This window comes from Pseudomonas sp. PA-4-8C, assembly GCF_021606625.1.
In the GTDB taxonomy this organism is placed as follows: domain Bacteria; phylum Pseudomonadota; class Gammaproteobacteria; order Pseudomonadales; family Pseudomonadaceae; genus Aquipseudomonas; species Aquipseudomonas lactis.
The window spans coordinates 1-12,033 of the sequence record NZ_WKCD01000166.1 but is presented as its reverse complement, the minus strand read 5'-3'; the positions used below and the strand labels follow the sequence as shown (position 1 = coordinate 12,033).

Below are 12,033 nucleotides of genomic sequence, written 5' to 3'. Positions count from 1 at the left end.
GAGCGAGCTTGCTCGCGAAAAACTCACAGGCGCCGCGTTTATTCAGGAAACACGCGTTATCGTTGACGTTTTTCGCGAGCAAGCTCGCTCCTACAGAGGGCGATGTATCGGGCTTTGTCTGCTGGGCGCTTGATGGCTCGGGTAGCGTGGTCTCGTTCACCTCGTTGCTGTAGTCCTATGCTGATCCGACCCGCACCGCTGCACTTTTTTCCATTTTGCTGATCTACCCCTGTCCCGGCCACCCGACTCCCGTAGGTGGCCAACAGAATCAGACCCGGTGCCGATGGATCGAACGTCAACTGTTTTTACCTCCCGATGGCCGCTGCTGCTTGCTGCGGTTTTCGCGCTCTGCGCAACAGGTTGCAGCCAACAACAGGGCCGCGATATCGCCAGGCAGTTCAGCGATGGCAAGCCTGATGAGTTCTTCCAGACCAGCGTCGACCGCATGGCCACACTCGGCATGCGCGACAACCTGCAAAGCCTCTACTTGCTGATGAGCAAGCTCTACCTGCGCAACCCCAACCAGTGGCGTCAATCGGGCTACCCGGATGCGGTGACCGCCGCCCGGCAAATCCGCCAGGCCATCGAAAATCGCCAACCCTTGCCCGCACTGGGTGACCGGCGTGACCTGGCTGCCCTGAGTTATTCCTTGAGCCCTGACTTTCGCGGCGACCGCGTCGGCGCGTTTATCTACGCGATTGGCAGTATGCTCGTGACCGCCCACGGTGGGCGCACGCAGTTTTATGTGACTGACTCGATCAACCCGCAGTTTGTCAGCAACGCCGCGCGCAATATCGAAAAGGCCACTTGGTTGCTCAGCCAGCGTCAGGATGCCAATGGTGTGTTGCTGTTGTTTTCCAATGAAATATCGGAGGAGGGCAGTAACCTCAGTTTTGCCGTTGAGTTCGGCAAGATCGTCGCGCGTTTGGACCTGCTTACCCAAATCCTCGATGAGCGCTACCGGCGCATTGGCCTCAATTACGCACAAAGCCTGTTGCTGATGAATTTCCTGCCGGTGCAATAAGGCCCATCGCATCGACCAATCGGTGCGGTGTTTCCCTTTCCGCTGTAGGAAGCGGCCTATCTTGCCTCTCGCGGCTTGAAACGCTTGCCTGCGGGCAATAGCCTCGGATTTTTCTTAAACACGAGGCCCTCCCTTGGGTAAACGAAAAACGGTTTGGCCCACGGATCGCGAAATACGCTTGCGGTTTATCCTCTATGCGGTGATTGACGCCGCGACGGCCCAGGGCGTATCTGCCGAGATATTGCTGCCGGCGCATAAGTTATTGCGTGACTCGCCCACGGAAGCCCAGTTGCGCGACACCTTGGGGGACATTCTCGCCACTGACGAAATGTATGGCTTTCGCTTTGCGCCGGGGTCGGATGCAGATGATCTGCTGCGGGCATTGTCGGCGCCCGATGGCTGAACCTGCCACCGGGTTCGCCGCTGTTTTTAAATCGTCCTTGTCCTTCATTAAGGAGTGACCTGAGGGGCGTGCCTGCCTTCCCATCACTGTTCGCGTGGTGGGCTTGGCCTGGCACGTTCCCGGATTCCAAGGACCTGCCCCCAATGCTGCTGCGCCACCCCCCGTTTATTTTTGCCGCCTTGACCCTCAGTTCGCTGGTACAGGCCGAAGGCCTGCAATTGGCGCCGGTTGAAGTCACCACGGCCGAGGCCAGCGCCGCAGAAATCGCCCAGGCGCAGCTCAAAAGCGTGCCCGGTGGCACCAATTACATCGATATGAACAACGTGCAGCAGGGACGGGTCAGCACCAACGAGGATGTCTTCAAATACCAGGCCGGTGTGTACGCCAAGGCGGCCAATAACGAAGGGGTGAAGGTGTCCATTCGTGGCTCGGGCCTCAACCGCGCCCCCGGTGCCCACGCCTCCGGCCTGTATGAAATGTTCGACGGTCTGCCGCTTACCGGCCCAGGTGGTACGCCTTATGAGCTGAAGGACCCGCTGTGGCAAAGCCGGGTAGAGGTGCTGCGTGGCGCCAACGGGTTCGATCAGGGTGCATTGGCCTTGGGCGGTGCGGTCAATTACGTCACCCGCACCGGCTTGGACGCACCCAAGCTGCAAGTGCGCTATGAGGTCGGCAGTCGCGGCTATGCCCAGCGTGAAGTCAGTTCGGGGCAAGTGCTGGGGGACGCCGACTATTACATCAGCCTCACCGATTCGGAGTCCGACGGTTATCAGCACCAAAGCGCTGGTACCGGCAAGGGCATCGCTGCCAATTTCGGCTACCGCTTTAACCCGGACCTGGAAACGCGCTTCTATTTGCGTTATCGCGAAACCACCAACGATTCTCCCGGCAGGCTCACGCGTGACCAGATCAGCCATGATCCGCGTGCCGCCAACAGCCTCAATGCCGCCCGCGACTCAAAACGCCTGCAACCGGGCTCCACCTGGATCGCCAACAAGACCACCTTGCGCTTGGACGATAATTCACGGGTCGAGGTCGGGCTGGCTTACCACGATTACCCTATGGACCTGCGCGAAGGCACCAACCGCCTCAAAGTTGCCTACACCGATATCAGCGGCACCCTGAATTACATCCGCCAGGACAGCCTGTTCGGCCACGCGAGTACTACCACTCTCGGCCTGCGTACCACCCAGGCGATGCCGAACAATGGCGCGTCGGAATACGTGCGCATCCCTGTGGGCAATACCGCCATTTATGCCCCCGGCACCAAAACCCGCGACTACAGCTACCTGGGCTCCGACACCGTGCTGCATGTAGGCAACGAACTGGAACTGGTTGAGGATCTATGGCTGACCACCGGCCTTGCCGCGATCTACACGCGCCGCGAAACCCAGGTCACTTACCCCGACGGCCAGGCGCCGCTCAGTCAGCATGACTGGGATTACGCGCCGCGCATTGGCCTGCGTTACGACTTCACCCCGCAGTTGCAGGTCTACGGCAACCTGAGCCGCTCGGTAGAGCCACCGCATGCGTGGTCGATGATCTGGGGTTCCAACAAATACTTCGGGCCGGGCAGTGGGGCGGCCACGGGGTTGCAGCGCGAAGGCGTAAAGCTGCGTAATCAGACCTCCACCACCCTGGAAATCGGCGGGCGCGGTGAAGCCTGGCTCGGCCAATGGGATCTGGCGCTCTATCGCTCGGAGGTTCGCCACGAGCTGCTATCCGTGGAGACCCAGGCGCAGACCGCCACCAGCAACGCCATCATCGCCGAATCCAACGCCAGCCCCACCGTGCACCAGGGGGTGGAACTGAGCCTGCTCAGCCCGCTGTGGGACGGCGGGCGCAGCGGTAAGCTCGATCTGCGCCAGGCCTACACTTTCAGCGACTTCCATTACCGCGACGACGACCGTTTCGGCGACAACACCTTGCCCGGCATTCCCAAGCACTATTACCAGGCGCAACTGCGCTACAGCCACCCGACGGGTTTCTACACCAGCCTCAACACCGAGCATGCCTCACGGGTGGCGGTGGACTACGCCAATTCCTACTACGCGGCGGCCTACACCACCTTTGGCGCCACCTTCGGCTACGACGCGCCCAAGCAGGACTGGCAAGCCTGGGTCGACCTGCGCAACCTCACCAACCGCCGCTACGCCAACACCGTCACGCCGGGCTACGACGACAAAGGCATGGACGCTGCACGCTCCACCCCCGCTGATGGGCGTGGTATCTACACCGGCGTTTCCTGGAGTTGGCGTTAAATCAGCCTTCGTGCTGGCGCAGGCGCTTGTACAGGGTGTTGCGGCTCACCCCCAGCTCTCGCGCCAGGTGGGAAATATTCCCGCCCACGGCTTCCAGGCGCTGGCTCAGGTCAAGGTGTTCATCCAGGTGTTCGGGTTTGGACTGCGGCACCGTCGCCTGCAAATCCACGAAAAAATCATCGGGCAGGTGCTCTGCGCGGATCGGCTGCTCTTCGGCCATTGCCAACGCTACCTGCAACACGCTGCTCACCTGGCGTAAATTCCCCGGCCACGGGTGTTGCTCGAATAGCCTCAGCACCTCGGCGCTCAGCCCGGCCCATTGCGTCGGCTCGCGGTGTTGCTGCCACAGTTGCTGGAACAGCGCCTGCTTGTCGGTACGCTCGCGCAATGGCGGCAGTTCCAGGGTCAGGCCGCCGATGCGGTAGTACAAGTCCTCGCGAAAGCGTCCGGCCTGCACCAGCTCGCGCAGTGCGCGGTTGGTCGCCGAGATGATGCGCAAGTCCACTGGGAACACCTCGCTGCTGCCCACCGGCTGCACACAGCGTTCTTGCAGCACCCGTAACAGACGGGCTTGGGTGGGCAGCGGCATATCGCCGATCTCGTCGAGAAACAACGTGCCCTTGTCCGCCTTTCGGATCAGGCCGATGCTGCCTTTTTGGTTAGCGCCGGTGAAGGCGCCTTTTTCGTAGCCGAACAGTTCCGATTCCACCAGCTCTGCGGGAATCGCCGCACAGTTCACCGCGATCAACGCCTGTCGGCTGCGGGAACTTGCCTGGTGTAGAGCTTTGACGAACACCTCTTTGCCTACGCCGGTCTCGCCGTGGATCAACAGCGGAATGTCCTTTTCCAACAGGCGCTCGGCCTGGCGCACGGCTTTTTCCACGCGCACATCGCCAAAATGCAGGGTTTGGAGGTTGATCGACGTCGGTGCGGGCGGCGGCGGTTGGCTGAACACCCGGGCCTGCACCGGCATCTGCTTGGGGCGCTTCAACAGGCACTGGAAGCGGTTACGCCCAGCCGCCTGCAACGCAAACGGCAACCCTTCGGGCTGGTTGAGCAACTCCAGCAGCGACACCTTGAACAGGCTGTCGATCATCACCCGCGACAGGCTGATGCCCAGCAGGTTATCCGCACGCCGATTGGCCGACAGCACCTGGCCGCTTTCATCAAAGATCAGCAGGCCGGCCCATTGGCTGTCGAGGTTGCTCAAGCCGGTGTTAAAGGTCAGTTGGAAATGTTCGCCGCGAAACAGGTTGAGGATCAGCCGGTTTTCCACGGTCTGGCTCATCATCTTGACCATGCCCAGGGTGTGGGAGGGCGGCAGGTAACTGTCGCTGGATACGTCCAGCACCGCGATGATTTCGCGCTGAGCGTCGAAAATCGGCGCTGCGGAGCCGGTCATGAAGCGGTTGGCCTTCAAGAAGTGTTCATCGTGTTCAATATGCACGGCCTGGGCGCAGGCCAGCGCTGTGCCGATGGCGTTGGTGCCGCTGGCGCGTTCCATCCAACTGGCGCCGGGGCTGAAGCCTCGGGCCAGCGTGGGCTCGATAAACCGCTGGGTGCCCCAAGAGGTCAGCACCTGGCCCTGATTGTCGGCCAGCATGATCAGGCAGTTGGAATTACTGAGGATGTTCTCGTAGTAGGGCAACACTTCCTGGTGGGTGGTCTGTACCAGGGAATGCTGGCTTTCTAGGAGATGGCGAATGCCCTCGGCGGGCAGTTGGTCAAAGCTGGGGGTGCTCTGGTGGTCCAGGCCGTAGGCGCGGCAACGGCGCCAGGATTCCTGAATAAGGGTGTCGTGGGTCAAGGGTTCGGCCATCGTGCGACCTTCTTTATTATTGTTGTCGGGTCTTGCGCCATCTAACGTCAGACATCGAACAATGTGGGAGCGGGCTTGCCCGCGATGGCAATGGGTCAGGCACAGCATCTACAAACTGATGCACCGCCATCGCGGGCAAGCCCGCTCCCACATTTGATCTTCGTCGCGCATAAAGTGTTGTTCACAACTGTTCATTGTCAACCCCGGCAGTGTTCAGTTGTTCAGCCGGATTGTTCACTCCTGAACATCATGGTTCACCCATTTCCTTACACATCAAGCGCTTGCGGTTTTGGCACGAAACTCGCTCTGACAACGGACCAGATTCATTCCAATAATAAAAAAGGTCGTGTCATGTCATTGACCCTGGAACATGTCTCCCGCGTTGTCGACGGCCAAACCTGGATCGACGACGCCAACCTGCGGTTCGAAGCCGGTTCTTTCAACGTCCTGCTCGGTCGCACCCTGTCGGGCAAGACCAGCCTGATGCGCCTGATGGCCGGCCTGGACAAACCCGACAGCGGCCGCATCCTGATGAACGGCGTGGATGTCACGCAAAAGCCGGTGCGCCTGCGCAATGTGTCGATGGTTTACCAGCAGTTCATCAACTACCCGACCATGACCGTGTTCGAGAACATCGCCTCGCCGTTGCGCCAGGCCGGTGTGTCCCAGGAGGTGATCCAGAGCAAGGTGTTGGAAACCGCCAAGATGCTGCGCATCGAGAAATTTTTGCAGCGCCACCCCCTGGAGCTGTCCGGTGGCCAGCAGCAACGCACCGCCATGGCCCGCGCCCTGGTGAAAGACGCCGAACTGATTCTGTTCGATGAGCCTCTGGTCAACCTGGACTACAAACTGCGCGAAGAGCTGCGCCAGGAAATGCGCGAACTGTTCAAGGCGCGCCACACCATCGCGATATATGCCACCACCGAGCCCAACGAAGCCCTGGCCTTGGGTGGCACCACCACCATTCTTCACGAGGGGCGGGTGATTCAGAGCGGCAAGGCCGCCGAGGTCTACCACCAGCCGCAAACCGTGCTCGCCGCTGAGCTGTTCTCCGAGCCGCCGATCAACCTGATGCCAGGGCGCATCAGCGGTAACGAAGTGAGCTTCGCCAATTTCGTGCATTTCCCACTCAATGTTGACCTGCGGCCCATCGGCGAAGGCGATTTCCGCTTCGGCGTGCGCCCCAGCCATATCAGCCTGGTGCCCAGCAACGATGATGACCTTGAGTTGGCGGTGACCGTGGAAGTCGCCGAAATCAGCGGCTCGGAAACCTTCCTGCATGTGCGCAGTGAGCATTTCCTGCTGGTGCTGCACCTGCCGGGGGTGCATGAGTACGATGTCGACGCGCCGATCCGCGTGTATATCCCCACCCATAAACTGTTTGTGTTCGATGGTCAGGGCCGCTTGGTCCAGGCCCCCGGGCGCCGTGTCGCGAGGGTTGCCTGATGGCCGAGATCCATTTGCGCAACCTGGCCCATAGCTACAGCCCTACACCCACAGGGCCAGAAGACTACGCCATTCGGGAAATGAATCATGTGTGGGAGCAGGGCGGTGCCTACGCCTTGCTCGGGCCGTCAGGCTGCGGCAAGTCCACGCTGCTCAATATCATCTCCGGCCTGCTCAGCCCGTCCGAAGGCCAGGTACTGTTCGATACCCAAGTGGTCAACGACTTGACCCCGGAAAAGCGCAATATCGCCCAAGTGTTCCAGTTCCCGGTGGTGTACGACACCATGACGGTGTTCGACAACCTGGCGTTCCCGCTGCGCAACCAGGGCATGGCCGAAGCGAAAATTCACAGCAAGGTGCAGGAGATCGCCGAAGTCCTCGACTTGCAAAACCTGCTGAGCAAAAAAGCCCGTAACCTCACCGCCGACGAAAAACAGAAAGTCTCCATGGGCCGTGGCCTGGTGCGCGATGACGTGTCGGCCATTCTGTTCGATGAACCGCTGACGGTGATCGATCCGCACCTGAAGTGGAAACTGCGGCGCAAGCTCAAGCAGATTCACGAGCAGTTCAATATCACCATGGTCTACGTCACCCACGATCAACTGGAAGCCTCCACGTTCGCCGACAAGATCGCGGTGATGTACGGCGGGCAGATCGTGCAGTTCGGTACGCCGCGTGAATTGTTCGAGCGGCCCAGCCACACCTTTGTCGGTTATTTCATCGGTAGCCCTGGGATGAATCTGATCGAGGTGCAGGCCAAGTCTGGCGGTGTAGGGTTTGCCAATACCCTGTTGCCGCTGTCCGAAGCGTTGCAGCAACGTCTCAACACCACCGACTACAAAAAGCTCCAGGTTGGTATCCGTCCGGAATTTATCCACGTGTGGGACGAGTACAACCCTGACGCCCTGCAAGCCGACGTCGTCCATGTGGAGGACCTCGGCACCTACAAGATCATGACCCTCAACCTCGATGGCGCCACCCTCAAGGTGCGGCTGGCCGAGGACAAGCCGGTGCCGGAAGGCAAGGCTTGCATCAGCTTCCCCGCGCAATGGCTGATGCTCTACGCCGACGATTACCTGCTGGAGGTGGCACCATGAACAAGGTGCAGAATAACAAGGCCTGGTGGCTGGTGTTGCCGGTGTTCCTGCTGGTGGCGTTCAGTGCGGTGATCCCGATGATGACCGTGGTCAACTATTCGGTGCAGGACATTTTCGACCAGTCCAGCCGCTATTTTGTCGGGGCCGACTGGTACAAGCAGGTGCTGCTCGACCCGCGCCTGCACGATTCGCTGCTGCGCCAGTTCATCTACTCGGCCTGCGTGCTATTGATTGAGATCCCGTTGGGCATCGCCATCGCGCTGACCATGCCCACCAAGGGCCGCTGGTCCTCGCTGGTGCTGATCATCCTCGCCATTCCGTTGCTGATCCCGTGGAACGTGGTCGGCACCATCTGGCAGATTTTTGGCCGTGCCGACATTGGCCTGCTGGGCTCGACCCTCAACGCCCTGGGCATCAGCTACAACTACGCTGCCAATACCATGGACGCCTGGGTCACCGTGCTGGTCATGGATGTGTGGCATTGGACCTCGCTGGTAGCACTGCTGTGCTACTCAGGCTTAAGGGCCATTCCGGACGTGTACTACCAGGCCGCGCGGATTGATCGTGCATCGGCCTGGGCGGTGTTCCGACATATCCAGTTGCCGAAGATGAAAAGCGTGCTGCTGATCGCGGTGATGCTGCGTTTCATGGACAGTTTCATGATTTACACCGAACCCTTCGTACTCACCGGCGGCGGGCCGGGTAACGCCACCACTTTCCTGAGCCAGACGCTTACCCAGATGGCCGTCGGCCAATTCGACCTGGGCCCGGCGGCGGCGTTTTCCCTGGTGTATTTCCTGATCATCCTGTTGGTGTCCTGGCTGTTCTACACCGCCATGACCCATTCCGATGCCAACCGCTGAGGCCGCCAACATGAGCAAGCGCAAGCTTATTCCACTACTCGTTTACATCCTGTTCCTGCTGGTGCCGATCTACTGGCTGCTGAACATGTCCTTCAAGAGCAACACCGAAATCCTCGGCGGCCTGACCCTGTTTCCGCAGGATTTCACCCTGGCCAACTACAAGGTGATCTTCACCGACCCGAGCTGGTACACCGGTTACCTCAACTCGCTGTACTACGTGAGCCTGAACACGGTGATCTCCCTGAGCGTGGCGCTGCCGGCGGCCTATGCGTTCTCGCGTTACCGCTTCCTGGGTGACAAGCACCTGTTCTTCTGGCTGCTCACCAACCGTATGGCGCCGCCGGCGGTGTTCCTGCTGCCTTTCTTCCAGCTGTATTCGTCCATTGGCCTGTTCGACACGCACATCGCCGTGGCCCTGGCCCATTGCCTGTTCAACGTGCCGTTGGCGGTATGGATCCTGGAAGGCTTCATGTCCGGTGTACCGAAGGAAATCGACGAAACCGCTTACATCGACGGCTATAGTTTTCCCAAGTTCTTCGTGAAGATTTTTATCCCGCTGATTGGCTCCGGTATCGGTGTCACGGCGTTTTTCTGTTTCATGTTTTCCTGGGTCGAACTGCTGCTGGCGCGCACGCTCACCTCGGTCAACGCCAAGCCCATCGCAGCGGTGATGACCCGCACGGTGTCGGCCTCCGGCATTGATTGGGGCGTGCTGGCAGCGGCGGGGGTGTTGACCATCCTGCCGGGCATGCTGGTGATCTGGTTTGTTCGCAACCATGTGGCCAAGGGCTTTGCCCTGGGCCGGGTCTAGAGGAGTCGATGATGGAATGGATGGCCTGGACCACCCCCACAGCGCTGTTCTTTGGCGGTATTGCCCTGATTCTGGCGGGCATGACCACTTGGGAATTGCGTTCGCCGAGTATCCCGCGGCGCGGTTTGCTGCCGATCAGCACCACCCGTGGCGATCGCTTGTTTATCGGTCTGCTCGGCAGCGCCTACCTGCATTTGCTGGTCATTGGCGTTACCGACTGGAGCATCTGGGTGGCGTCCGCGCTCTCCCTTGTTTGGCTGTTGAGTGTGATGCGTTGGGGCTAGGTCTACACGACCCTGTAGGAGCGAGCTTGCTCGCGAAAATCGTCAACGATAACGCAGTGTTCCTGGTAGCCCGCGGTGTCTTTGAGTTCTTCGCGAGCAAGCTCGCTCCTACAAGGGAGGTGGTTGCCGATAGCCCTTTTGAAACTAACCTGGAGGTCTCTATGTTGAATAAAAACAATAAGCTGCGACATAGCATTTCATTGGCCGCCGTACTGGCCCTCAGTGGTTTGAGCGCTTCGGCCTGGGCCGATGCGTATGAAGATGCCGCAAAAAAATGGATCGGCAGCGAGTTCAAACCCTCGACCCTTACCGAAGCTCAACAGTTGGAGGAGTTGAAGTGGTTTATCAAGGCGTCGGAGCCGTTCCGTGGGATGAAGATCAACGTGGTGTCTGAAACCCTCACCACCCACGAGTACGAATCCAAGATGCTGGCCAAGGCCTTCAGTGAAATCACCGGCATCAAGCTGACCCACGACCTGTTGCAGGAAGGCGACGTGGTGGAGAAGCTGCAAACCCAGATGCAGTCCGACAAGAACATCTATGACGGCTGGGTCAACGATTCCGACTTGATCGGTACGCACTTTCGCTACGGCAAGACCGAATCCATCACCGACCTGATGGCCAACGAAGGCAAGGATTTCACCTCGCCCACCCTGGACCTCAAGGACTTTATCGGGCTGTCTTTCACCACCGCGCCGGACGGCAAGATCTACCAGTTGCCCGACCAGCAGTTCGCCAACCTCTACTGGTTTCGCGCCGACTGGTTCGAGCGCCCGGAGCTGAAGGCCAAGTTCAAGGAAAAATACGGCTACGACCTGGGCGTACCGGTGAACTGGTCGGCTTATGAAGACATCGCCAAGTTCTTCAGCGAAGACGTCAAGGAAATCGACGGCAAGCGCATTTATGGGCACATGGATTACGGCAAGAAAGACCCGTCCCTGGGTTGGCGCTTCACCGATGCCTGGTTCTCCATGGCCGGCGGCGGCGACAAGGGCTTGCCCAACGGCCTGCCGGTGGACGAGTGGGGCATTCGTGTGGAGGACTGCCACCCGGTGGGCTCCAGCGTCACCCGTGGCGGCGACACCAACGGCCCGGCAGCCGTATTCGCCACGCAGAAATACGTGGACTGGATGAAAGCCTACGCGCCACCGGAAGCGGCGGGCATGACCTTCTCTGAATCCGGCCCGGTGCCGTCCCAGGGCAACATCGCCCAGCAGATCTTCTGGTACACCGCGTTTACCGCCGATATGGTCAAGCCGGGCTTGCCGGTGGTGAATGCCGACGGTACGCCGAAATGGCGCATGGCGCCGTCGCCGGTCGGGCCGTATTGGGAAAAGGGCATGAAGAAGGGCTATCAGGACGTAGGCTCCTGGACCTTCCTCAAGTCCACGCCCGAGAAGCAGAAGCTCGCGGCCTGGCTCTACGCGCAGTTCGTGACCTCAAAAACCGTATCGCTGAAAAAGACCATCGTTGGCCTGACGCCGATTCGTGAGTCGGATATCAACTCCCAGGCCATGACCGACATGGCGCCCAAACTCGGTGGGCTGGTGGAGTTCTACCGCAGCCCGGCCCGCACCGAGTGGTCGCCGACCGGTACCAACGTGCCCGACTACCCACGCCTGGCGCAACTGTGGTGGAGCAACATCGCCGCCGCAGCCAGCGGCGAGAAAACCCCGCAACAGGCGCTGGACAACCTGGCCAAGGAGCAGGACGCGATCATGACGCGCCTGGAACGCTCCAAGGTGCAACCGGTGTGCGGCCCGAAAATGAACCCCGAGCGTGACGCACAATACTGGTTCGACCAGCCGGGCGCACCGAAGCCGAAACTGGCCAACGAGAAGCCCAAGGGCGAAACCGTGAATTACAACGACCTGCTCAAGCAGTGGGAGGCTGCACGTAAGTAACAGCGCCATCTCAACCCCTGTAGGAGCGAGCTTGCTCGCGAAAAACGTCAACGATAACGCGTGCTTTCTGAATAAACGCGGCGTCTGCGGCTTCTTCGCGAGCAAGCTCGCTCCTACAGGC

Annotated in this window: 10 protein-coding genes; 9 read left to right on the top strand and 1 reads right to left on the bottom strand. The window is 60.0% G+C overall.

Annotated features, from left to right (window positions below; translation table 11 throughout):
* Positions 1-283: 283 nt before the first annotated feature.
* The 3 genes from GIW04_RS20660 (at position 284) to GIW04_RS20650 (ending at position 3,688) form a co-directional block, all read left to right on the top strand.
* Positions 284-1,024, top strand: a complete 741-nt coding sequence (locus GIW04_RS20660; protein WP_003192025.1) for a hypothetical protein — start codon at positions 284-286, stop codon at positions 1,022-1,024.
* Positions 1,025-1,157: 133 nt separating this feature from the next.
* Positions 1,158-1,427 carry a hypothetical protein gene (locus GIW04_RS20655; RefSeq protein WP_120249068.1) on the top strand — a complete coding sequence of 90 codons (270 nt, stop codon included), beginning with the start codon at positions 1,158-1,160 and terminating at the stop codon, positions 1,425-1,427.
* 143 nt (positions 1,428-1,570) lie between these two features.
* Positions 1,571-3,688 (top strand): TonB-dependent receptor family protein, encoded by a 2,118-nt coding sequence (locus GIW04_RS20650; protein ID WP_120249069.1) that lies wholly within the window; start codon positions 1,571-1,573, stop codon positions 3,686-3,688.
* A 1-nt stretch (position 3,689) separates the two neighbouring features.
* Here GIW04_RS20650 and GIW04_RS20645 read toward each other — a convergent pair whose 3' ends face one another.
* Entirely contained in the window at positions 3,690-5,507 is a 1,818-nt protein-coding gene (locus GIW04_RS20645; protein ID WP_120249070.1) for a sigma-54-dependent Fis family transcriptional regulator, read from the bottom strand.
* A 351-nt stretch (positions 5,508-5,858) separates the two neighbouring features.
* On the opposite strand from GIW04_RS20645, the gene GIW04_RS20640 reads away from it, so the two are divergent.
* From GIW04_RS20640 to GIW04_RS20615, 6 genes are all read left to right on the top strand, one after another.
* Positions 5,859-6,953, top strand: coding sequence for an ABC transporter ATP-binding protein (locus GIW04_RS20640; protein WP_056783754.1), 1,095 nt, complete (start codon positions 5,859-5,861; stop codon positions 6,951-6,953).
* On the top strand, positions 6,953-8,050 hold the full coding sequence (locus tag GIW04_RS20635) for an ABC transporter ATP-binding protein (RefSeq protein WP_003192017.1): 1,098 nt from the start codon (positions 6,953-6,955) through the stop codon (positions 8,048-8,050). The genes GIW04_RS20640 and GIW04_RS20635 overlap by 1 nt, the downstream gene beginning before the upstream one ends.
* Positions 8,047-8,913: a carbohydrate ABC transporter permease gene (locus tag GIW04_RS20630; RefSeq protein ID WP_003192014.1), complete on the top strand. Its 867-nt coding sequence runs from the start codon at positions 8,047-8,049 to the stop codon at positions 8,911-8,913. The genes GIW04_RS20635 and GIW04_RS20630 overlap by 4 nt, the downstream gene beginning before the upstream one ends.
* A 10-nt stretch (positions 8,914-8,923) precedes the next feature.
* Positions 8,924-9,724: a carbohydrate ABC transporter permease gene (locus GIW04_RS20625; RefSeq protein ID WP_003192012.1), complete on the top strand. Its 801-nt coding sequence runs from the start codon at positions 8,924-8,926 to the stop codon at positions 9,722-9,724.
* 11 nt (positions 9,725-9,735) lie between these two features.
* Complete coding sequence (locus GIW04_RS20620; RefSeq protein WP_014718862.1) at positions 9,736-10,008, top strand: DUF2160 domain-containing protein; 273 nt, start codon at positions 9,736-9,738, stop codon at positions 10,006-10,008.
* Between the two features lie 161 nt (positions 10,009-10,169).
* Positions 10,170-11,912: an ABC transporter substrate-binding protein gene (locus tag GIW04_RS20615; protein WP_120249071.1), complete on the top strand. Its 1,743-nt coding sequence runs from the start codon at positions 10,170-10,172 to the stop codon at positions 11,910-11,912.
* The last annotated feature ends 121 nt before the right edge of the window (positions 11,913-12,033 follow it).

Coding starts and splice junctions, on each gene's coding strand:
- GIW04_RS20660 (WP_003192025.1), top strand. CDS start 284: ATGGATCGAACGTCAACTGTTTTTACCTCCCGATGGCCGCTGCTGCTT.
- GIW04_RS20650 (WP_120249069.1), top strand. CDS start 1,571: ATGCTGCTGCGCCACCCCCCGTTTATTTTTGCCGCCTTGACCCTCAGT.
- GIW04_RS20645 (WP_120249070.1), bottom strand. CDS start 5,507: ATGGCCGAACCCTTGACCCACGACACCCTTATTCAGGAATCCTGGCGC.
- GIW04_RS20640 (WP_056783754.1), top strand. CDS start 5,859: ATGTCATTGACCCTGGAACATGTCTCCCGCGTTGTCGACGGCCAAACC.
- GIW04_RS20635 (WP_003192017.1), top strand. CDS start 6,953: ATGGCCGAGATCCATTTGCGCAACCTGGCCCATAGCTACAGCCCTACA.
- GIW04_RS20630 (WP_003192014.1), top strand. CDS start 8,047: ATGAACAAGGTGCAGAATAACAAGGCCTGGTGGCTGGTGTTGCCGGTG.
- GIW04_RS20625 (WP_003192012.1), top strand. CDS start 8,924: ATGAGCAAGCGCAAGCTTATTCCACTACTCGTTTACATCCTGTTCCTG.
- GIW04_RS20620 (WP_014718862.1), top strand. CDS start 9,736: ATGGAATGGATGGCCTGGACCACCCCCACAGCGCTGTTCTTTGGCGGT.
- GIW04_RS20615 (WP_120249071.1), top strand. CDS start 10,170: ATGTTGAATAAAAACAATAAGCTGCGACATAGCATTTCATTGGCCGCC.